Below are 23,372 nucleotides of genomic sequence, written 5' to 3'. Positions count from 1 at the left end.
CTTTGGTTGCTCCGCACCCCGCGCTCCAGGCGCTGCCTTTCGCGCCTAAATAGGACTAAAACGGAAAACCCAACCCGAAGTTAAACCCAAAATCATTGGTGTCAATATCACGGAAGTCGTTCCACCAGGCCGATTCAGGCGCTTTGGTATCTCGGAAGGAAGGTGCGTTATTGCGCAACTTCGCACCCACATCAAAACGGAAGATGAAATAGGAAAGGTCTACACGTAGACCCATGCCGCCAGCAACAGCCAACTGCTTATAGAAAGGATAATACCAAAGGCCACTGTCACTATTAGGCGCTGCAGCACCAAACTTGAGCTGAGAACCGGGCCGTTCAAGGTCTTCCTGAAAAGTCCATACATTGCCCACATCTGCAAAGATAGCTCCTTTGATGCGTAGAAAAATAGGGAAACGGTATTCCATATTCATCTCCAGCTTGAAGTCGCCAGTTTGGAAGAGCCGGAAATTATTTACTGCACTATTGGCCAAGGGGTCTTGAAAGCCACCTGGCCCCAAACCACGGGGTGCCCACGCCCGCATACTATTGGCCCCACCTACGAAGTATTGTTTTACGTAAGGAACATCTGAGGTGTAAGCCCCAAAAGGTACAGCTGCACCGATATTAAACCGGGCAACAAAGGCCTGATCGGTTGTTACTTGTTTCTGATACCTTAATTCTAGCTCACTCCGGGCAAACTGGCTGATTGCAATATCACTACCGAGCTTGAACTCAGAATTTTCACCGGAAATTTCATTGTAAAGTTGGTTAATACCATAAACCTCTGCACCAGCAATTTCAATATTTGCATTCAGGTAAGTAGTTCTACCGCGTAAGGTTGTTTTACTGCGCCGGGTAAAATCAAAATTCCGGAAGAGTAAGCTGATGAACACTTGTTGCCCGAAACTGCGTTCCAGAAAGCCATTTTCTTTCAGCTGAAACTCAAAGAGCGTATCCGTACTCGGATTCAAAAAATTGATCGCAAAATGATCAATAGAATACCGCTCAAACCGGGAAGGTTGCACTTCATAACCGTAAGATAGATTCAGTAAATCGTAACTGTACCAGTTGAAGATGAGGAGGTATTCATAACCAGCCCCAATATGAGTAGTTGCTTTGTTGCGCAGTGTTCGATAAAAATCACGGCCAATGAGTCGCTTATCTTTGAAAGAAGGTATGCGATAAATACTGCGCCATAGCCCCAGGTAGTCAACAAACTGAGGAAGGTTAAGGTCAAAATCAGCACGTAAATCTACCGTGTTCCAAAAGTCGTCGCCTCCAATACGTTGTGGCGCGACTTCGACCCCGGCAGATAGATTGGCACTAAACAGTTCTGCTCCCCCAAGAAAATTGCGGTGTACAACACCTGGGTTGAGTGACATACCAATCAGGTTGTTATTTAGCGCATTAGAACGATTGGTATAGTTGAGTTCAAGGGAGGTATTGATCTCGAAAAGATAATTTGGCGTCAATTGTATGCTAAGGTGAATAACATCTTTATCTATAGGATCGGGCTCTTGCTTGATTCGGACAAACCTGAATATTCCGAGTTCACTCAGTTGGTCATTGGTCTGGTTGTAATTTTCTTGACTGAAGAGTTCTCCCGGTCGTAAGGAGATCGCTTTTCTCAGCGTTGAAGGATTGACGATAAAACCTCGTTCGGTAAGGAAAAAGTGCAAGCCTGCAATGGTCGTATCGCTGAGGATGTTTTTTTTGTCTATAGTGTAATCCAGATAGACTTCAATCTCACCGATGTAAAATTGCTGGTGGGTGGTGTCACCAAAAGGCGGGTAAACGGTTACGTATACATTGGCCTTTTCCTGCATCTGGAAGGTGTCTAATTCCAGTTCACCTATTTGGGTTTGATAAAATTCGGCAAACCCATTGTTGCGCATATTAGAAGTAATCCTGGTCTTTTCTTGACTAAATCGGCTCAAATCCAGCGGTTCACCACTTCTAAAATAACTTTCTTCCTTATCTATCTGAAGCAATCGATCTACTTCCGGATCGGGGCTATGAAAGTTTACGGAGTCAATATAATAGCGGGGCCCGGGAAGTGCATAATAACTCACCTGCATCTTTTTTTTGCGCAGAGATCGTTGAGGAATCACTTGCGCTTGTAGGTAGCCTTTGTAGTGCAGGTAGGTTTGCATATCCTGCGCAGTGAGGCTAGTAAGGCTATCGCTATAAATGGTAGGAGGTTCGCCTATGGTTTCTCGCTTGAATCGCTTCCATCCGGTGGTGTCATTTGGCGCAGAATTATTGAGGTAGGCATATTCCCTGGGGAAGAGAAAGAAAAAGTTGGAGTTGACGCCTTGTCTATAAAAGGTAGAAAGCTCATAAGCGAGGTCGCTTCGTCCTTCCATTTTTTCTTTGATGAGTACTTGGTTTTTATCCAGGAGATACTCACTCTGTTCCAAAAACTTGGTACTATTACAGCTAGAGCAGCAAACCAGTAGGAGGATAACTGGAATTGCGTATTTTACCGTCCAAACTGCGATTTTCGGCATGGCCTTATCTAAGAATAACATCAAGACATTAAAAGCTTTACACCGGAAGAAATTTCGACAAAAGTATAACAATTTTATTGCGGAAGGTGATAAGATCGTTGGGGAATTGATCCGGCAGCAATACTATCCTGTTCAGGAGGTTTACGCAATGCCGGAATGGCTGGCTCAAAATGAAAGCCTACTACGAGGGAATCACATTCCGTTCACGCTTATTAACGAAGGAGAACTCCGACTTATTTCTCAGCTGACAAGTCCTAACCAAGTCTTGGCGGTTATTGGTCAGCCCGTAGCAAAAGAACGTATTGATTGGGCCGATAATTGGAGTCTTTATCTCGACGGGTTACAAGATCCTGGTAATGTAGGCACCATTCTCCGTATTGCCGATTGGTTTGCCATCCCAAGGGTTATTGCCGGGCCTGGCACAGTAGAATTATTCAATGCTAAAGTTTTACAGTCAACAATGGGTGCGTTTTTGAGAGTGCAGTGGGTAGAGCAAAGCCTGGAGGATATTCATGAGTTAGCGCCTTCGCTACCGATTTGGGCTGCGGATATGAGGGGGCAGGATATTTTCAAAGTAGAAATTCCTAAAGCAGGAATCTTAGTAATTGGTAATGAAGGCCAGGGCGTAAGCGAGCAGGTCAAGGAAATGGTCAACCAGCAGGTCGCTATTGCTGCACCTAAAGGAAGCGGCGCAGAATCATTAAACGCAGGGGTCGCAACGGGAATATTGTGCGCAGCTTTACGACGGTAGTGAGGTGGAGAGACAGAAAATGCCCACTTGGGTGGGCCCCACCCTTAATCTAAGGAGATCTTAGATCCTGTTGCACCGCACATCCAACCTCAAAACAAGAGTAATGGACACGCTTCCGAGCCTCTCTTCCTATACAGAAAGAGACCATGCAATGCGTAAAACTATCCGCTGATATTCCCTAGTGACTATAGGGGGTAAGACCGCTGAGTAGCAAAAGATTGTCAGGCTTCTGGTACAACGTAAAGATAAAAAATAACTTTAAACAAACTAAATTTTATTAAAATAAAACTAAAGTAACATTTTGTTTTTTTATGGAAAGCCAGATTTGTAAGTAAATAGCCGTAAATGAAAAAAGCCACAAATTGCTATTATTCAGCAATTTGTGGCTTTTGTTTTGATCGCTTATGGATTTAAACCAGTGATCTGAAGCCCTGTCAGGCTAACGCTTCAAGAGCGAATTAAGTGGGACATAGCAGACTCGAACTGCTGACTTCCACGTTGTCGACGTGGCACTCTAAACCAACTGAGTTAATGTCCCTGTTTTTGTAAGTGGGCCAAATGTAGATTTTTTTCTTTTATCTAGCAAGTATAAGTAAAAAAAGAGGTCAATAATTCCTGGTAGATTCTCTATTTTTGGCAAAATCAATACGTATAGCTTACCTCTTATGTGGTTACATGTTGATATCGCAGGGAGGAAGGAAAACTTAATCTAATTCATGGAGTCAAGTTTACACGCGCTTCCTGTTACTCGCACCGCTCATTATGCTATGCTTGGAAAGCCAGGGCCACAAGTCAAAAAACTTTGGTTAGTAACACATGGCTATGGCCAATTGGCCAAGACTTTTGTCAATCGCTTCACTGGAATCATGGATGAGGAGACCCTCATAATAGCCCCTGAAGGCCTATCCCGATTTTATTGGGGTGGTTTTGACGGGCCAGTCGTCGCTTCCTGGATGACGCGCGAAGGTAGACTTGATGAGATCGCTGATTTTTGTAATATGCTCGACCAGCTGTATGCTTTGTATGTTCCACAATGCCATCCTGAAGTCGAGATCATTTTGCTTGGTTTTAGCCAAGGTACTGCTACACAGGTGCGCTGGATCATGCGGTCTTTCCCTAAGTTTGACTATCTGATGCTCTGGGCTGGGCAATTGCCAGAAGACCTCAGTTATGAGCCTCATTTAGAATATTTCGCGAACAAGAAACTGTTTTTTGCCTATGGCGATGAAGATCCCTTTATTACTCCGAAACGGAAGGTCTTGATGGATCAAATTCTCCGTGATAGTAAATTATCATTTCAACCTGTTCCCTACGCTGGCGTGCATAAAGTAGATCGTAAAGCCCTCAAGGCTTGGTGGACAAATATTAAACAATCCTAATGAAAATAGCAGTTTTTAGTTTCCACGAGTTTGAACGCCCTTTTCTTGATGCCGCCAATGATGAGCAGCATGAGTTGAAATACATTGAGAGTTCATTATCAGCTGATACGGCTATTCTGGCACATGATTGTGAGGTTGTAAGTATTTTTACGAATGATGATGCCTCAGCCCCTGTCTTGGCATTGTTGCACCAGCAAGGCGTGCGTTTTTTAGCGCTTCGATCAGCTGGTTTTAACCATGTTGATCTTGACGAGGTCAAAGCCTTGGGGTTGAAAGTAGCTCGGGTGCCAGCTTATTCTCCTTACGCTATTGCGGAACATACGGTAGCCCTTATGCTAGCACTCAATCGCAAGTTGATTCGCGCCAATCAGCGGGTTCGAGATATGAATTTTTCCCTCAATGGGCTTACTGGTTTTGATATGAACGGCAAGACAGTTGGTGTGATTGGCACCGGGAAAATCGGACAAATCCTCATCAAAATCCTCCACGGTTTTGGATGTCACATTCTCGCAATGGATATCAATGAACACCAAGATTTGAAATCAGCTTATGGTGTTGAATATACTGCGGTAGAAGAAATCTGTCGCCAATCTGATATCATTAGTTTACAGGTACCTCTCAACGAGCATACCCGGTACTTGATCAATGAAAAGACGATTGCTCTAATGAAGAAAGGAGTTATGTTGATCAATACCAGCCGAGGAGCATTGGTAAACACAAAAGCAGTGATTCAAGGGTTGAAAGCCCGACATATTGGGGCTTTCGGTATGGATGTCTACGAAGAGGAGGAGGGCTTGTTTTTCGAAGATCATTCTGGTGATATTCTTCAAGATGATACCATCGCCCGCTTGATGACCTTCCCAAATGTATTGATCACTGCTCATCAAGCTTTTCTAACCGATACAGCCTTGGGTAATATCGCTGATACTACGCTGGAAAACATCAATGCTTTTGCGAATAACCAAACCAGTGGGAATGAGTTATAAACGAACTTCTTCCTCGTAATCCACTTCTAGCGTGTAAGGAAAACCTGCAATTTTCATTTTGACGGTTCCTCTGTAGTGAACGTCCACCTTCTTCTTAAGAACTGCATTGACAATACCACCCAAGGCACCACCACGATCATTTTCGTAAATGTCCTTTGGGGAAACGTTAACAGTAAGTGGAATGCTGAATGCTGCTCCAGCAGGAACAGGGATCGCCAAGTCTTGGTTGATTTGTCCAGCAGGGATATCATTGACGATCACTTCAATATCCGTAGAAGTCACTTCACCGCCCATGGTGTTTGGGTTGTGGAATAAGGCATCGGCAGTAATGGTGATTTTTTTGGTAGAAATATTGCTCGTCTTGATATTGGCAAAATTCTTGAAAATAGGCTCCTGTGGAGCACTACAACCCACAAACAAGCTGACAAACAACAAAAAAGTTAGATTTCTTAAGGACATGAGGTAAGAATATTAGCAAATTGATAATAATAATGTAGAAATGTAAGCTAATGACGTGGACAAAATCGCAGAAGTAACTGCAAATATTTTAATTTTGTCCAATACTTCCTAACATCCTATGATGCTACCCAAAAGCAACTTCTTCAAATCTTCTCTCTTTTTCCGCCGAGCGTGTTTACTCTTTTGGGTGAACTTCGCGCTTCTTTCGCTGACTGCTCAGCCTACTGCGGTACTTAGTAATCCCAGTAATTGCGGACTCAATATTCCATTGACGGATTTTAATTGTCCGGAAAATGTGAATTTCTACAACCCCGATGTTTTTGAAATTGAGGTGACCAATGCGCCCGGTACGACACTGGGGGTAGATGTTTTTTTACAAGAAATAAGGCTTCTTGTCGAGCATAGCTGGGTCAGCGATATGAACTTTGCTTTGCTTTCTCCTGGAGGGCAAGTCGTTGAATTGTTTGGTAACATCGGTGGTAATGGCGATAATTTTGGAGATACGAGTATGGTCGCTTGCACCGGTGCAATGGTCCTACGATTAGGAGCTTGTACATCTATCCAGGAAGGGGAGGCTCCTTTTGTAAATGGTCCTTACCGCGCAACAGAAGATTTATACGTTTTCAACGATGAACTCACCGACCCTAACGGTACCTGGGAGCTACTCATCTGTGATGATCTCGATGATGATACCGGTGTTTTGCAATACGTTGAACTTGTTTTTGCTCCTTTATCTTGCTTGCCAGTTCAGGATGTTATCCTGCTAAGTCAAGATTCTACTTCGGCTACGTTTACCTACGAGCCAACAGCTTTGTGCGGTACCGCAGTTGTGGAGATTGGCCCTCCAGGATTTACACCTGGTGTTGATGAAAACGCTGGTCAAGGCCAAGTCTTTTTGGTCGATTGCCCTCCTTTTACCCTTACAGGCTTAACAGAGGCGGCTGATTTTGATATTTACTTACGGCGCTCCTGTAATGGAGGTGCTACTTTTTCTGATAATTCTTGCGTCAGCTCCTTCCAAACAGGTTGTAACCCTGCACCCGTTACCGAGGTAGAAACCTTTGATGGCACGACAATTTGTGCGTCGTTTTGTGGGAGCGTTTGTGAACTTAATAGCACTTGGCGCAATGTTGAGGGTGACGACCTGGATTGGCTTTCTTTTAGTGGCCCCACTCCGACCTTAATAGGCACCGGCCCCAATGACGATATTACAGGTGGTGGTAATTACGTCTATCTCGAAGCCAATGGCTCGCAGTGTGCAGAAGGAGCAGTTGCGTACCTGCAAAGCCCTTGCTTAATTTTAGATAAGATGGGGACGGATAGCTGCCATGTCTCTTTTAATTATCACATGTCGGGAATCAATACGGGGACTTTGCGAATGTCTGCGTCTGCTGACGGTGGTTTTTCCTGGACGGAGCTATGGAGCCTATCGGGTAGACAAGATACCACTTGGCAGCGTGCTTACATTAGTTTGGGCGATTATTCTGATGGTACGGGGCTGCAATTACGCTTGGAAGCCACTAAAGGCAACGGCATTTTTGGTGATATCGCCGTCGATCAAATCCAAATTCACGGCAGCCAATCGTTGGGCTTTCCCAACAACTTGTTATATGTCGATGCGGATTTTGATGGGTTCGGAAAACAAGGTGTACTCCCTATTTACACTTGCCTGGAGGAGGCACCCGATGGTTTTGCGTTTAACAATCAAGATTGTAACGATGATAACCCCGATGCTTATCCCGGTGCCCCGGAAATTCCCTGTAATGGTGTCGATGAGAATTGCAATACAGGTACTATTGATGACGATACTATTCTACCTGTTCCAATGGTGGTTAGTGATACGGTATGTTCAGGTGTTTTACCCACTATTTCGGCAGTAGCCGACCCTGATTATCAGGTGCTTTGGTACGAAACTGCTGATCGTAGCGAAGGTTTTGTATGGGTAGGCAACAGCTATCAACCAAGCTTGCCAGTAAATACAACAGCTTTCCCGCAAGTATATACCTATTATGCCGAGGTGACAAATTTCGTCTGTACAACACCTGTTTTGGGGGAAGCAACCGTCACTGTTTTACCAGAACCACAGGGAGAGGTCGTCACGGTACCCACTACCTGTCCGGGTGTAGCCTTCGACCTCGCGAGTGCGGATATTGTAGACAATCGATTCACAGGAGCTACACTGAGTTTTCATTCGATGAGCCCTGCAAATATGGGAAATGAACTCCCATCTACGCTGGTTACGGTGGAAGCAACAACTGATTACACCTATCTTCTTACTAGTCCGGACAACTGTACTTATGAAGGGCAACTGAGCCTGTCGTTACTGGATGCGCCAATGGTAGCCTTTTCACCAGCAGACTCTTTTTCTCTCTGTTTACAGCAAAGAGACACTGTTTATACTAGCGTTACGGGAGGAGAACCTCCTTACGCTTACTTGTGGGACAATGGCCGTACTTCCTCAAGCTTGCCAGTAACGGCTTCCGTGGTTGCGGGTACCTTAGAAGCGTATGCGCTGACGGTAACTGACGCTGCTGGTTGTTTCGTGCTTGATACATTTTTATTGCAAACAACAAATAGCATTGATTCACTGCGTTCCTTTACAACTCCCGTGTCTACTTGTGAAGGATCAGACGGCAGTATCACGATTGTTCCATTGAATGGTTTACCCCCGTTTTCTTACCAATGGGAGGACGAAACAGGCGGCAGCGGCAGCGGAACCAATGTATTGGACACGATAAGAATACTCAACTTGCCCCAAAATGCTTATCGCGTTACGATTACGGACAACTCAGCTGATGGCTGTGAGGTATTGCTTCGTAATTTAAGAATTCAAGGTCCTGGTTTTCAATTGGCAGAAACCAGCTTGACAGCACCAAGTTGCGCCGGTTTTGATGATGGTGAAATCTGTCTGGATGTGACGGGTAATGGGGCGATAACCTACAATTGGTCAAGTGGCCAGGAGACAGCCTGCGCAAGTAACCTGACTGCCGGAGAGTACAGCGTAACTATTTCAAATGGAGAGTGTACCGCAGTAGAATCGTATATATTGGAAGCCCCCGATAGCCTTAAATTGTCGGTTTGGGCAACAAGCCCCACTTGTGCCGATGCTACGGATGGAGAATTGCAAGTAAGTGCTTATGGAGGTACGCCAAATTACACTTACCTATGGGATAATAACTTCATTATTCCACAACGAATAAACCTCGGTATTGCCACCTATTTACTCACCGTTACAGATGGTAACGGCTGCGTTTTACAAGATACTATTGAGCTTTCAGGGCCAGAACCTGTGGGCATAACTATCGACAGCCTGGAGCATGTTTCTTGCCCTGGCCTTGATGATGGACTGGTCAAGTTGACAGGCGTAGGAGGAACTCCACCTTATCGTTTCCTCTGGGATAATGGCAGTACTTCTCCATTGCAAAGTGGGTTGACAGCGGCTTCTTATTCGGTAACCATGACCGATTTCAATGATTGTACGACCTCTCTTATTGTTTCCATTACGGCACCAGCTCCTTTAAATCTCAGCTTGGCCGATATGGAACAGCCAGTTTGCCGTGGTGATGAAACGGGTACTTTAACCCTGGAAGCTACTGGCGGGCAAGCCCCTTATCAATACCTTTGGGGCGATGGTTTTGTAACCAACAATCCTCTGCGTGAGAATCTGCCCGTAGGTGAACATCAGGTGCTGGTTCAAGATACCAATGCTTGTACGAGCGACACTTTGAATATCGTGCTTGATCCTGCTTCAGACCTTACCTTAAGCGCCACCCTTACGGAGCCTACTTGTGTAGGACTAAGCGACGGAGTAATACAAATAAACGCCGGAGGACAAATGCCTCATACTTACGCATGGTCCAACGGAGTAATGATGTCCGACTTAAATGATATTCCGGTCGGTGAATATTCCCTGACTGTTACGGATGCTCGTGGATGTATTGCGGATTCGATCTTTATTTTGGATGCGGAACAAGTCTTTACCATCAATTCTACGGTTGTTCAGCCCTCTTGCTTTGGGGTGAACGATGGAATTATTGATCAGACGCTGATTCAACAAGGTCAGCCACCTTTTNAGTTTTTCTGGTCTTTTGATAATACAAATCACGTAGATCAAATGTTTTTGGGGCCAGGAGACTACCAATATATTGTGACCGATGCCTTGGGCTGTAGTTTCGTTTCTGATACCTTTCAGCTTGCTTACCCTGAACCTTTAGCACTAACAGTAGTGGATAGCGTAGGGATTGCTTGTGCGGGAGATGAGAACGGTTTTCTGGAGACAGCAGCCAGCGGAGGTACTGCACCTTACAGCTACAATTGGCTGGGAACAGGTAATACGACCAACACTATTGCCAATTTAGCTGCAGGGGATTATTTGCTTTCTGTGACGGACACTCGCGGCTGTGGCTTGGACACGACGCTGAGCCTTACCGATCCACCTACGTTGGTTGTAAATGCTGACCTGGAACTGGGTAATGTCTGTGATCCTGATGCGATTGATGTTTTATCCAGCCAGATTTTTGGAGGGAGTATGCCTTATCATTATAACTGGTCGGATCGCTCCGATAGTCCGAGTATTGTGAACCCGGAGCCAGGAGATTATTTCCTTACGATTACAGATGACAATGGATGTGTGAGCACTTTTGGTACCATCAAAGTCCGAGACCGGGTAGCGCCTTTATTGTTGGATAGTTTTGTAGTACAACAGGTGAGTTGTTTTCAAGGGAGTGATGCCCAGTTAACGGCTTATACCAGTGGTGGTTCTGAGCTATTGCGCTACCATTTTTCGCCCACGTATATTGAGCAAAGTGATAGCAATACGGTTGCTGTAACTGGGATTGGTTTTGATAACTCCTACAGTGTAACAGTGACTGATCTGGAAACTGGGTGTGAAGTACAGTCAGCAGCCGTTCCCGGCCAGCAACCAACACCGATTACTATCGAGAGGGACAGCTTTACGGTCGTCAATTGCTTTGGAGGTGCTGATGGCAGTATTTATGTCTCTGTAAATGGAGGTACTGGCCCTTACGATTACAATTGGATGAATGAGGAAGGTACTACCGTAAGCACACAAGAAGATCATCGATTTGCACTTGCGGGTATTTATGAATTGTTGGTTACGGACCTGAAAGGTTGTACCGCAATTTATAGGGATTCCAATGTTGTTTCTATCAATGATTTGATTATTCTTTCGGATACTATAATCAATTCAATAAGTTGTCGAGGAGGTCTTGATGGTGCCATTGACGTTGAAGTTAGCGGGGGCGTAGCTCCTTTTAGTTATGAGTGGTCAAATGATGCAGAAACGGAAGATATCATGGATTTATCAGCGGGCATCTATACCCTTACAGTAACGGATAGTGACACTTGTCGGGCGATTTTCCCAGGCTTGCGCGTACGCCAGCCCTTGACCGAATTGGTCGTTGACGGAACAGCAGAAGACGTATCCTGTTTTGGCTTTAACGATGGCGCAATTACCTCGCTGGTGATGGGAGGAGATGGCCCCTATACCTATCGTTGGCGACGCAACGGTGTTTTGGTCCCCTCTCTGCAAGGCCCCGATTTAATGAACTTATTACCTGCCGAATACCAGCTTAGTCTCACGGATTCCAATGGATGTGTGCGGGAATTGCTCTTTGATGTCAACGAGCCTCCTGTTTTGAATTTGACCATCCTTAATGACCCACTGGGCGTTGATAGCCTCACGGCCTTGGCTGGGGGAGGCACCCCGCCATATAGCTACCTATGGTCTACCAACGATACGACGATGACCATCAATGAGTTGACATCGGCCTTTTATGAGGTTATGCTTACCGATAGTGTGGGCTGCACCAGTACGGCGACCTTCCAGTTGACGGGCGTAACGGATGAACGACTGTTGGAAGACGCTCCTTTTCAGGTTTACCCCAACCCCACGAGCGGGGCGCTACGTATCGTTTATACCGGTGATCATCTAATTGCGGATCAAGCCTTGCAGGTATTCAACCAATTGGGGCAGTTGATTCAAACGATCCCACTGAATTGGGCATCTACTAGCAGTTTTGAGCTTGATTTGGGCGCGCTGCCCTCCGGCCGTTATGGCCTTCGCCTTTGGGAGGAACAGGCCGGGCGGTATTGGGTGACTTGGGTGGTGAAGATGTAGGTCCAATCTAGGGATCCAGCAAAGAATAACTTCCTCGTCTCAGGCTAGTTATTATTGGTGCAGCGCACCATGCTATCTATAGCAAGTGATATTGTCTCATGTAAAAGGTGCAGCGCACCGTGCTATATTTCCCAACCTTTGATAAAATCATTGAAGGTAGGCCATCCTGCTGAATATAGTACGGTGCGCTGCACCTCACATAGAAACCTAAAAGATTGCTATAGAGATAAGCGGTACGCTGTACCTTTCGTGCTTAGGGGCCGACGAAAAGGGTTCCTCATTTAAGGAGATGAAGTTGTTATGATTGAGATTAGTTGGCGTTCAATACTAAAACGCGAATCGACAAGGATAATAGATCAAACGGGTAAAGCTTTTTTCGAATCTTAGTGCTCGGTTCGTCTTCTTATCGTTGTTTTTTTAGCAATGATGAGTTTTAAAAAACTAGCGGATGATGCTGGTCAGGGGACCAGCGCGATATACCAGGTTAGTTTGGAAACTAACCTGAGCGGGAATCTACCTCTCTGGAAATCTAATGAAAAACACCCAATAATACAGGCCCAATGAATAATAGTTGTCTTTATAAAACTGGGCCCATAAAAATTACCTCTTTGCTTGGTTGTTCATTGTTACTCCTCTGTTTCTTAATTCAAACAACTTCATGCGGCAGTAATCGGGTGGTCAAAAATACGAACTGGAAAACCATAGAACTTATCAAAGCCCGTAGCGGTGCATTATCAGAAGCGGTATCAAGTTACAGGGAAGTGTTAGAATATCGGGTTCTCCGTTCTAATCATAAATCTTTGCTGAATAAGCTGTATCGTGAGGGAGAAGATAGAGGTTGTGAATTCATTAATTGGAAGGCATTTGATATTATAGAAAATTATGAAGGAGAGGGGAATAGATATAGTGGGGTAATCTGGCAGGATGAAATATATTTTCTATTTGATTTTGATATAAATAAAAAAATCATCACTTCTTTGGTTAAGTTATCTGGCTTGGAAGATTATCCAAATAATCCTGATATTCATATTAGTGTGATTGAATTTTATCAAAGGTATATACCTGGAGAGAGCTTGTTTGGCTTACCGGCGAATGGCAGGACAAATAATGGTTATTACCTGTATACAAAGATTTACGATAGAGTTGACCAATTTGAGGTTTACAGTCACGCTAACCGTCAATGGTAATTGACGGTTTTGAAGAGAAAGTATTCTTTACTCCACCCCAAGGCGCATTGTAGTCCCCAGACTACAATATTGTATCCTTCTGGTCCCCCGACCAGCGAAAAGAAAACTAGCGCGGCGCGCGTTGAGGTAGGGGCTAACCAAGGCTGAACAGCATTTGTCAAGAACTCAAACCAGTGCGCAGGCCAGCAGGCCGGAGCTCGGCGGATCCCGATTCATCGGGAGAGCAGGATAAAGGATGGACAGGAGGGGTAGCGACCAACAGCCTGGTGCCGATCCCGACTGCATCAGTCGGGAGAAGGCATAGCCCCCCCAAAAAAAACTACAATTAGCAGCAGTATGATGAATGGTAGCAGGTAAGGAGGGTGGACAAAAAGAAGCCTGCCCCCTTATCAACAAGGCAACAGGCTCTTTATAAAGCAATTTAATTCTTATCTGCTAATTCACGGTAAAACCATTGAGTTGAACACTAGCCATGATGCGATCATTGAGGGGCATACCATCAATTTTCTCGATACGGCCAGCTAGCTGTAGGGGGAAGTAAGGGTCGTCTTGCCCCATGCCCTGCTCTTCTTCACCAGATGGGCAGTATAGTAAATCTTGCGGCAATAAAATAGTGGCAAAACCTCTTGTACCTGCTTCCAGTTGTATTTCAGGCGGCAAATCTTCTTCACGGAAAAAGAGTGCAGCATTGCCTATGTAAGTTAGTCCACTCGGGTCGGTAGATCGAAAATTTACCAGGATACCGGTGTTACCAGACCCATTTGAATTAACGCCGATAACTATGAACCTCACCAGCTCGGGTACAAAATAGTAGCCTGAATCTCTCCAGGATCGGTTAGAGTTTTCTTGAAAAAGGGGGTCGAAATGTTGCGCCTGGAGGGCAAAACTAAAAACAAGGAGAAGGGTGGAGAATATTATTCTTTGCATGATGCTGTATTGTTTTTAATAGGATTAATGAGTGATGACGATTTTTTCCAAGTTGTAAACTTGGAGGCCGTCATGTACACTGACGATGTACATTCCTGGGGTTAAAGGGGAATCGATTTGTAGCATAGGACCGGCTACTTTTTTGCTTACCATTACCTGCCCGTAAAGATTGTAGACTTCTAGGAAGAGCTGACCGTGATCGGTAGGGATGTCGCAATTGAAGGGAGTGCCAGGAAGGTACGGATTGGGTATGCGACAGCGATTTTGGACTTTAATTTCATTGGTAGAGGTGTTTTCTATCTCCGTCCAGAAGTAGTTAATTCTCCTTGTAAAAATCCTGTTTTCCCAAGCTTCGGCGTCCGTATTCCATCGCTGCATGCCCATTTTTGTGATAGGGAGTCTACTGTCATTGAATTCTGAGCGGTAGCGCAAGAAGTTTTCATATTGCAGCGCTTGTTCGTCCCATTGTTGAAGCAAGGAGTTGTTGACATTGTTGGCAAAACTGTAGAAGTTTTGAAAACTGGGATTCCAACCATCGTCCCATGTTTCTAAATTCAAAGTGCTGATGTCGTTGGTAGGATTAATCGTAATTCCCTGCCTGATTTCGTTGACCCAACTGTTGGTGTTTGTATCCCATAATTGTGTTGTAATGCCCGACCAGAGACCTCCAGGGGTATTGTCGTAGGTTCTTCTCGACAGATTGACCCAGTCTTGGTCAGTGGCTGACCATCGCTGAGCAAGGGTCATAGTAGGTTGTAAATCTCCTTCTACCCAACTCCAGATTCTTCTTTGGGTATTGTTCCAGGTTCCGTCTTGAAATCTTTGAACCAGTTGAACCTCAATGTTTCCATCGTCGTTATAGGTAGTTCTTTTTCGACTTAAATTATCCCAGCTGGAGATGCTTGCATTCCAGGATTGGAGGAGTCTCTCTGTTTCGTTACGGGCCTCATCGTAGGAATAAAACCATCGTCTCTCATCTACCAAGGTACCTCCGGGTGCTTTTTTTCTCAAAAAGGAAACGAGTAGGTCATTGTCATAGGCGCTAATTTCTTGTTTTACAGGAATCCAAATTTCCGCTCCACTGTCCCAGCTTTCCATTAAGAAATTAGCGGTGTTTTCTCCCTCGTACTGAAATGTTTGCCTTTGCAAAGGCACAAGCTGGGTAGGAGTGAGGTATTCATAGACCACAATGGTCAGCGGGCGATTTTCATCATCAAATTCTTCGTTGATGACTTTGAAGTATGGTTCAAAATCAGTTGTACCAGCGATTCCTCTTTCTATTTCAATGGAATCTCGTGTAAATTGAGGATCAATTTGTGCTGACAACATCCCCATTATAGATATATTCATGAAAATGAATAGGTTCAAAATCTTATTTTTCATATTTTCTCAGTTTTTAATAAAAGCTCTAAGCATTTGTTGAAGGGGAGTCGTTAAGACTTGGTTAGGTTTTAACTTACTGCAAAGCTAGCAAGTGCAGAAAACCTCTACATCACCCATTCGGGTGAAAGANTATCACCTGAATGGGTGAGCCACCAGTATTTGAAGACAATTATCTTTACTCGATGAAAACGGCTAATCAACCAAGCGTAATTATTGTTGAAGATGAAGCGGTGATTGCTATGGAAATAGAAATGGTCTTACGCGACCTGGGATACCGTATTGCTGGTAAAGCAAAGAATGGCTTAGTGGCTTTAGACTTATTGTCTTCTACTTCGCCTGACATTGTATTATTGGATATCGATTTAAGAGGAAGTATTTCGGGGATCGAAGTGGCGCAGGTGATAAGAGAAAAATACAATTTCCCTTTCGTGTTTTTAACTGCACTTGCAGATGTGACGACTTTAGATCGTGTAAAAAAAACGATGCCTTATGGCTATATTGTGAAGCCTTTTAATGAAAACGACTTGAGGACTACTATTGAGCTTGCTTTGTATCGATTCGCAAGCCAACAGATTGCTAAGCAACCTCCGTCCTTGGAGCACGTCAATAAGGGGTTAATGTCTCCCTTGTCGCGGCGTGAGTACGAGGTACTACTGTTACTTAACCAGGGCCTCTCTTATAAAGAAGTTGGTGAGCAACTTTTTATAGGATACAATACCGTCAAAACTTATCAGAAATCCCTTTTTGCTAAGTTTGATGTCAGTTCGCGTCATCAGCTCAATCAAAAAACAAAAGACCTTTAATTGCACAAAAAATGAAATGGGATAAAAATATTGGAATTGCTTTAGGGTTCTTGTGCAGTTTGTGGGCATTAGCGGTCTTACCCGCAGTAGCGCAATCCAGTATTGTCGATAGTCTCAGAGTCAGCTACTTGGTTTCGAGTAATGACTCGATAAGTTTTGAACGCTACTATGAATTAACAAACGCCCAACTTGACATTGATAGCAGCGCTTTCATGGCTAGTCTTGATACGCTCAAAAAAATGGCTGTTGCCCAAAAAGGTACTTATTATATAGGCCGTTGTGCTTTTTTAGAGGCCAGGATGTATTCGAGAAATAGCGATATTAAGCAACAGCGGAATACCTTAGAAAAAGCTTTGGTTTCTTTTGAAGAAGCAAACAGTAAAGAAAATATTGCTTCGACTTATTATGCGATGGCACGGACCTGGCTTCCCGAAGGGGATTACGAAAAAGCTTCCATTTATTACCAAAAAGCTTTAGTAGGTTTTAAAGCGTTGGATAACAGGGAATATATGGCGAATGCACTCAATGCTCTCGGAGTCGTTCAGCGCCGTGCCGGCAACCTGGATGAGGCCGTAGAGTACTTGAAACAAGCTGCAATAATGAGCAGAGAGCAAGGGCAAGTAGAAGGAGAAGCGACTGCATTGATGAACCAGGCGGTGATTCATAAACAACGAAAAGAATACGATCAGGCGATCCCATTGTACAAAAGGGCACTGGAACTGGCTGCGGGGCCTCCGTCCAATGAAGGGATGGCTGCTTATATTTATAATAATCTAAGTTCACTTTATTCTGATCAGAAACGATACGAATTGGCCTTGGATGCACTAGAAATGCCGTACCAGTTTTTTGCTGCCAATGGAAATAAAAGAGAACAAGCTGCGGTAACTTTAGGTATGGCGACTAATTTGCAGGGGTTAAAACGCTACGAGGAATCGATAAGGAAGTACCGGGAAACGATTGCATTAAGTAAGGAGGAATTGTTTTTTTTACGAGATGCTCATACCGGGATTTCCCAAGCTTTCACCCTTCAGGGAAAGTTAGATAGTGCGCTATATCATTTAGGAAAAGGGGGAGAGCTAGATCGTCAATTAGCTGATGAAACGCGTTTGCAGGCTTTAGCTGAAGTAGAAGCTCGCTATAAAAACAAAGAACAACAACTTCAAATAGAAGCACTGGCCAAGGAAGATCAAAGAAAGCAGCGAGCAATAATAAAGCGTAATTGGACCCTTGTCACAGGCGGAGTTGTCTTGCTTTTACTGTCTCTGTTACTGTACTCCATGATACGGCAAAGAACGAAAATAAGCGCCCAGAACCAAATCATTCAAAAGAGTCTTAAGGAGAAAGAATTGTTAGTAAAGGAGATTCATCACCGGGTGAAAAACAACCTTCAGATGGTGTCTAGTTTGCTCAATTTACAATCACGCCACCTTACAGATGCTGCAGCAGTGGATGCTTTGCAACTGAGTAAAAGCAGAGTGCGTAGCATGGCTATGATTCATCAAAGTCTATATACCGGAAGTGAAGTCAGTACTTCTGTTGACGCCAAGGCATATCTAGAGCAACTCTGCGAAGAAATTATTGGAACTTACGAATCAGAGCAAGTCAATATTACCTTGGAAACTGCCATTGTCCCACTGGAAATGGATATTGAAACGCTAATTCCACTTGGGTTACTGGTAAATGAAGCCATAACGAATGCAGTGAAGTATGCCTTTGTTGGTCGTTCGGCTGGACAGTTGACACTGGCTTTGCAAAAAAGCCATGACCAGCTTTATTTAAGGATTGAAGATGATGGACTTGGCTTAGACGCAGGAGGTTCTAAAGGGAAAAACAACAATGGGTTTGGGACCTTGCTCATGGAAACACTAGCCGAGCAGCTAGGGGGCGAACTAAAGTGGGATAGCTCGCCCAAAGGAACAAGGTTGCATTTGTATTTTGATGGCCTTGCGATCGCTTAGCCTTACAGGGGTATTTCCCTACCGCCGCTGCTCCCACCAATCGGTAGCGCCTGCGTCGGGCATTTCCAGCTGTCTGTGTTGTTCGAGCCAGAGGGCTTTGCCCAGTGCTGCTGCTACGCGAGCTTCTTCCTTCATGGCTGTCTCCAGCATTTCGGGTTGGTAGTACTTTTTGACGAAATTGGTATCGAAATTACCTGAACGGAAGGCCTCGTGTTGGCAGACGAATTTCCCGAAGGGTAGGGTAGTGGCTACCCCTGCAATCTCGTAATCTTCGATGGCGGCGATCATCATACGTATAGCTGCTTCGCGGGTCTCACCATAGGTGATAAGCTTGGACAGCATGGGATCGTAATAAATAGGAATACTCATGCCTTCTGTAAAACCATCGTCTACGCGAATGCCTTCGCCAGATGGTGGCCGATAGCGGTGGAGGGTACCTACGCTAGGCAGGAAGTTGTTGAGTGGATCTTCTGCATAAACGCGCAATTCCAGGGCGTGGCCAGTAATCTTGAGGTCGTCTTGAGTAAAAGGAAGGGCTTCTCCCCGGGCTATACGAATCTGCATTTCCACCAAATCTACCCCAGAGATCAACTCTGATACCGGGTGCTCTACTTGCAGACGGGTATTCATCTCCAAGAAGTAGAAATCATGCTTGTCGTTAATGAGAAACTCTACGGTGCCAGCGCCCAGGTAATCGCAAGATTTGGCAACCTGTACGGCAGCAGCTCCCATGCGCGCGCGCAACTCAGGGCTCAGTACACTGGAAGGGGCTTCTTCCACCACTTTCTGGTGGCGACGCTGGATGCTACATTCCCGTTCAAAAAGGTGAACGACATTTCCATGACTGTCGGCCAGTACCTGTATCTCGATATGGCGGGGTGAGGTCACAAATTTTTCAATAAAAACAGCACCGTTGCCAAAGGCAGAAACGGCTTCGCTAACGGCGCGATCCATCTGCTCTTCAAATTCTTCGACATTTTCTACCATTCGCATCCCTTTGCCACCACCACCAGCGGAGGCTTTGATCAGGATGGGAAAACCTATCTCTATAGCCACTTGTTTGGCTTCCGTAACGTCGGTAATCGCATGGTCAACACCGGGAACCATAGGTACGTCAAAATCCTTGACCGTGTCCTTGGCTGCCAGCTTGTCGCCCATTACTTCGATGGCGTGCGACTTGGGCCCAATAAAGGTAATACCTGCTTTTTCTACCGCCTGCGCAAACTTGGAGTTTTCACTCAGGAAACCATAGCCTGGGTGAATACCATCGACACCGATCTTCAACGCCTCTTCAATGATCTTATCGCCCAAAAGGTAAGATTGATTGGAAGGAGGAGGCCCTAAACAAATCGCTTCATCGGCAAACTGTACGTGAGGAGAGTTACGATCTGCTTCTGAATATACGGCTACGGTAGCGATCCCCATTTTACGGGCAGAACGCATAACACGTAAAGCAATTTCTCCTCGGTTGGCAACTAAAATCTTTTGCATGAAAGGGGTGGTTTACTGGTTGGTTAGTTGGAGCGTTAGATGGTTAAAATGGTTAGAAGGTTTGCTGGTTGGATCGTCAGTTGGTTAGTTAAGAGTAAAGGTAAGTAAGCGAAGGTCAAAATCTAAATTTTTGTAGACCTCTTGAAAAACTTTGTGTAATGCGGTCTTTTTTGCCCCTGTTGGAAGAAAAACAAACTACTTGGTGTTCCGTTCTTTACATTTTAGATTAAATATCAACCCCAGGTGGTAAAAACGGACGGGCATCGCCTCCTCCCTTAATGATTTCTCTGACAATGGTGGAACTGATATGCGAGTAGGCGGGCTGACTGATCCAGAACACGGTTTCAATTCCTTGTCCAACAATATTGTTAAGCTGTGAGATGGTCTTTTCATAATCAAAATCAGACGCATTACGCAAGCCTCGCAGCAGGTAGTCGGCGCCAATTTTGTTGCAGTAATGAGCCGTTAATCCATCAAAAGTGGCCACTTCGACATTGGGGTAATCAGCGAAAACAGCTTCGAGCCAAGCGGTTCTTTGCTCAAGCGAGAATAAATACTTCTTCTGAGAGTTGACGCCAATTGCGACTACTATTTTATCGAAAAGAGGCATTGCGCGTTGCACGATATCAAAGTGCCCAGTGGTGATTGGGTCGAAAGAGCCAGGAAAAACGGCAATTTTTGTCATCGACTAATTAATTTGATAAAATTGGGGTGATAATGATCTTTGCCACAAAATCAATAAAACCTGGAAATTTGTCGTGGTCTTATTGGTTTTTTCTCAGAATGTTTTTCTTAAGCTGGCCTTTCTGTTCGGTCATTAGATCAGAAAAATATATATTTGTAACATTATTTTGTGCTTTCCGTATCTATAGTAGTAAGCAACTACACCACCAACTCCACTTCAAAAGCCGGTTTTTCGCAAAAGTTTTATAGCACTTGATTAGTGACACTACACTATATCACTAAGTTTCTATGAGAAAACAAACGGCAGGGCCATTGTTGGCCATCATCGGAATACTGTTTTGTCTTATCAATTTACCTGCACAGCAGGCTAAGTTGCGTAAAGCAGAACTCTTCATGGAAACATTCCGCTATGAAGAGGCTATCGCTGTTTACGAAAAAATTGTTCGTAAAAACGAAAATGACCTCACTGCCTTGGTGGGGTTGGCAGAGGCTTGCCAGAAGATGGATAATCTTTCTAAGGCTTCGGAATGGTACGCCAAAGCACTGGCTCAACCAGAGGCAGATCCTGTGACCTATTTTGCTTATGGGCAAGTGCTGTTTCAGATGGGTGAGTGTATCGCCGCACAGTCTGCGTTTCAGGAGTTTTTGCGGAGAAACCCCAATGATCACCGCGCCAACCGCCTGCAAGATGTTTGCAGTTATTATGAACGACTCACAACCAGTAATCTGGAACAAATAGATGTTTCTTTACCGGATTTCAATGGTGCATACAGTGATTTAGCTCCGGCGTTTTTTCAAGACGGGATTGTCTTTGGCGCTGTACGCAGTACCGAAAAGCGCAAAGAAGCTTTTTATGACCTTTACTTTACCCGCCCGGTGGCAGAAGACCGTCCGCAAGGGTTGAGTCTTTCTTACGAACCTCTGGTGGGCTTTTCAGAAATATTAAATAGTGGCGTGAATGAGGCCATTGTAAGTTTTAGCCCCGATTTTAAAGAAGTCTTTTTCACGAGGAACCAAGAACAAATCGTTTCAGAAAAGATACCTATTCGAAGACTGGAAATCATGGTTTCCAGACAAGGTGCTGATAATAGCTGGTCAAGCCCTGTACCGCTAGCCATAAATAGTGTCAATTATAGCACTGCCCATCCGGGATTAACTCCTGATGGCCAGCGGCTTTATTTTGTTTCCGACCGGCCAGGAGGGTTTGGTGGCAAGGATATTTTCTATTGTGATCGCGTGGGACTTGGTTGGAGCTCTCCAATAAACCTGGGCCCTCAGGTAAATACAGAAGGGGATGAATTGTATCCTTATTATCACAATGATGGCGTCTTGTATTTTGCCAGCAATGGGCAGTTGGGATTAGGAGGACTTGATATCTTTCGAACAGAAGATTTAGGCGGAGGAGAATGGGGAGAACCTGATAATCCGGGGTTTCCAATTAATTCCAGTGCCGATGATTTTGCGCTGATCATGAAAGCAGACGGCAGCTATGGCTTCTTTACTTCTAATCGTAAAAACGGTGCGGGGAGCGATGATATTTATGCTTTTCAGTCGCGGAGGATTTTGTTAGAATTACAATTTTTGTCTGAAAGGGACAGCTTACTCAAACAGAGTATTCCTTTCGCACTACAGGGAGAAGATTTTATGCAGTTTTCTGATGGCGATGGCAGATGGACCACCTACCTGGAGCCGGAGGATTGTCTTTATGTCCAACTTAAAGACGAGCATTATCAATCCGACCGCATGGAAATTTGTGCATCACTAGCCGAGGGGCAGGAGAAACTGTCCTTCACCTGGAAGCTGACGCCCCGCTCTACGTCTAGTTTACCCACTTTTGGCAAAGATGAGAAAGTATTAACCGGAAAAGTCATTGATCAATTAGACGGAGAACCCGTTCCTTTTGCGGAAGTGTACTTGGTGAGCTCAGGCTGTTCTGCCAATATCAATTTGACGACAGATGCCAATGGTAATTTTTTCTTTAATACCAAAGAAGATTGTTGTTATCAATTGACGGCTGTTGGGGATGGATATTTTACAAATACCTTTGCTCGTCCCTTTTGTAGTGAAAATTGGCCAGAAGCTATTGAAGTAAACTTGTCGCCTTATCGGCTACGCACTAGTCAAGCGTTGGGAACTGCCCTTTCTGAAAATTCTCAAAATGAATTCCAAATAGGCAGTAAAGTTTATGATGACGCCAGTACCGCTATTCCTTACCTTTTAAATATCTATTACGATCTAGGGCGAGCCAGTGTCCGTCCTGAAGCGATTAGTGAACTCAATCGCTTGTATTGGTTGTTGGTCAATAATCCGGATATTGTGGTAGAAGTGGCTTCTCATACCGATGCCCAGGGTACAGCTTCTTTCAATCAACGACTTTCTCAGCGCAGAGCTGATGCCATTGTAACGTTCTTACGTAAAAAAGGAATTTCCCGCGAGCGACTCCGTGCCAGAGGCTATGGCGAGACCCGCCTGGTGAACGAATGTGCCGATGGAATAAAGTGTAGCGAAGAAGCTCACCAACTGAATCGACGTACCGAATTCAGGGTCTTAGAGCACGAAATTGGACAATCCAATTAAGGTAAGTTGATTTTCCTATAGGTTATCTGTTTGTAAATAACGAAATTGAACACTACATTTACCGTTAGGAGCTACCTTAGGTAAAAGTATTGAATGCTTTTTACTGCTCCCAGGTCTAGTTCAAGATGAATAGCCTATT

14 protein-coding genes and 1 tRNA gene are annotated in these 23,372 nt (G+C 44.6%); 8 read left to right on the top strand and 7 right to left on the bottom strand.

All coding sequences use genetic code 11. The features are described from left to right. Nucleotides 1–55: 55 nt before the first annotated feature. A complete protein-coding gene (gene tamL / locus A3EU_RS0127165; RefSeq protein ID WP_169433405.1) occupies nucleotides 56–2,509 on the bottom strand; it encodes a translocation and assembly module lipoprotein TamL in 2,454 nt (817 codons plus the stop codon). Here tamL and A3EU_RS0127160 point away from each other — a divergent pair. After that, nucleotides 2,508–3,260, top strand: coding sequence for a TrmH family RNA methyltransferase (locus A3EU_RS0127160; protein ID WP_020539334.1), 753 nt, complete (start codon nucleotides 2,508–2,510; stop codon nucleotides 3,258–3,260). The two genes, tamL and A3EU_RS0127160, sit on opposite strands and share 2 nt — an antisense overlap. 463 nt (nucleotides 3,261–3,723) lie before the next feature. Here the strand turns inward: A3EU_RS0127160 and A3EU_RS0127155 are convergent. Continuing rightward, a tRNA-Val gene (locus A3EU_RS0127155) sits at nucleotides 3,724–3,798 on the bottom strand. A gap of 178 nt (nucleotides 3,799–3,976) precedes the next feature. On the opposite strand from A3EU_RS0127155, the gene A3EU_RS0127150 reads away from it, so the two are divergent. Together A3EU_RS0127150 and A3EU_RS0127145 are read left to right on the top strand one after the other, a co-directional pair. Then, the gene (locus A3EU_RS0127150) at nucleotides 3,977–4,639 is read left to right on the top strand and encodes an alpha/beta hydrolase (protein ID WP_020539333.1); all 663 of its coding nucleotides are present in this window, start codon (nucleotides 3,977–3,979) and stop codon (nucleotides 4,637–4,639) included. Further along, nucleotides 4,639–5,625 carry a 2-hydroxyacid dehydrogenase gene (locus tag A3EU_RS0127145; protein WP_020539332.1) on the top strand — a complete coding sequence of 329 codons (987 nt, stop codon included), beginning with the start codon at nucleotides 4,639–4,641 and terminating at the stop codon, nucleotides 5,623–5,625. The genes A3EU_RS0127150 and A3EU_RS0127145 overlap by 1 nt, the downstream gene beginning before the upstream one ends. On the opposite strand, the gene A3EU_RS0127140 is transcribed toward A3EU_RS0127145, so the two are convergent. Then, nucleotides 5,620–6,084 (bottom strand): LEA type 2 family protein, encoded by a 465-nt coding sequence (locus A3EU_RS0127140; RefSeq protein ID WP_020539331.1) that lies wholly within the window; start codon nucleotides 6,082–6,084, stop codon nucleotides 5,620–5,622. The genes A3EU_RS0127145 and A3EU_RS0127140 overlap by 6 nt on opposite strands. Before the next feature lie 118 nt (nucleotides 6,085–6,202). Here A3EU_RS0127140 and A3EU_RS0127135 point away from each other — a divergent pair, with 118 nt between their 5' ends. Both A3EU_RS0127135 and A3EU_RS0127130 read left to right on the top strand, forming a co-directional pair. Continuing rightward, on the top strand, nucleotides 6,203–12,223 hold the full coding sequence (locus tag A3EU_RS0127135; protein WP_020539330.1) for a MopE-related protein: 6,021 nt from the start codon (nucleotides 6,203–6,205) through the stop codon (nucleotides 12,221–12,223). A 560-nt stretch (nucleotides 12,224–12,783) separates the two neighbouring features. After that, nucleotides 12,784–13,410: a hypothetical protein gene (locus tag A3EU_RS0127130; RefSeq protein ID WP_044087234.1), complete on the top strand. Its 627-nt coding sequence runs from the start codon at nucleotides 12,784–12,786 to the stop codon at nucleotides 13,408–13,410. A 435-nt stretch (nucleotides 13,411–13,845) separates the two neighbouring features. Here the strand turns inward: A3EU_RS0127130 and A3EU_RS0127125 are convergent, their stop codons facing one another. Together A3EU_RS0127125 and A3EU_RS0127120 are read right to left on the bottom strand one after the other, a co-directional pair. Beyond that, a complete protein-coding gene (locus A3EU_RS0127125) occupies nucleotides 13,846–14,337 on the bottom strand; it encodes a hypothetical protein (protein ID WP_020539328.1) in 492 nt (163 codons plus the stop codon). Between the two features lie 24 nt (nucleotides 14,338–14,361). After that, nucleotides 14,362–15,720: a T9SS type A sorting domain-containing protein gene (locus A3EU_RS0127120; protein WP_020539327.1), complete on the bottom strand. Its 1,359-nt coding sequence runs from the start codon at nucleotides 15,718–15,720 to the stop codon at nucleotides 14,362–14,364. A gap of 182 nt (nucleotides 15,721–15,902) precedes the next feature. Here A3EU_RS0127120 and A3EU_RS0127115 point away from each other — a divergent pair, with 182 nt between their 5' ends. Beyond that, nucleotides 15,903–16,523: a response regulator transcription factor gene (locus A3EU_RS0127115; RefSeq protein ID WP_044087271.1), complete on the top strand. Its 621-nt coding sequence runs from the start codon at nucleotides 15,903–15,905 to the stop codon at nucleotides 16,521–16,523. 11 nt (nucleotides 16,524–16,534) lie between these two features. Continuing rightward, nucleotides 16,535–18,481, top strand: a complete 1,947-nt coding sequence (locus A3EU_RS0127110) for a tetratricopeptide repeat-containing sensor histidine kinase (RefSeq protein WP_020539325.1) — start codon at nucleotides 16,535–16,537, stop codon at nucleotides 18,479–18,481. Nucleotides 18,482–18,499: 18 nt separating this feature from the next. Here A3EU_RS0127110 and A3EU_RS32075 read toward each other — a convergent pair whose 3' ends face one another. Both A3EU_RS32075 and coaD read right to left on the bottom strand, forming a co-directional pair. Further along, the gene (locus tag A3EU_RS32075; protein ID WP_020539324.1) at nucleotides 18,500–19,972 is read right to left on the bottom strand and encodes an acetyl-CoA carboxylase biotin carboxylase subunit; all 1,473 of its coding nucleotides are present in this window, start codon (nucleotides 19,970–19,972) and stop codon (nucleotides 18,500–18,502) included. A 226-nt stretch (nucleotides 19,973–20,198) separates the two neighbouring features. Then, nucleotides 20,199–20,657, bottom strand: a complete 459-nt coding sequence (gene coaD / locus A3EU_RS0127100; protein ID WP_020539323.1) for a pantetheine-phosphate adenylyltransferase — start codon at nucleotides 20,655–20,657, stop codon at nucleotides 20,199–20,201. A 287-nt stretch (nucleotides 20,658–20,944) separates the two neighbouring features. Between coaD and A3EU_RS0127095 the strand changes: the two genes are divergently transcribed. Further along, a complete protein-coding gene (locus A3EU_RS0127095) occupies nucleotides 20,945–23,233 on the top strand; it encodes an OmpA family protein (RefSeq protein ID WP_083937597.1) in 2,289 nt (762 codons plus the stop codon). Nucleotides 23,234–23,372 lie beyond the last annotated feature (139 nt).

The organism is Lewinella cohaerens DSM 23179 (genome assembly GCF_000379805.1).
Lineage (GTDB): Bacteria > Bacteroidota > Bacteroidia > Chitinophagales > Saprospiraceae > Lewinella > Lewinella cohaerens.
The sequence above is the reverse complement of the archived record's forward strand: the minus strand, read 5'-3'. Positions and strand labels throughout refer to the sequence as shown.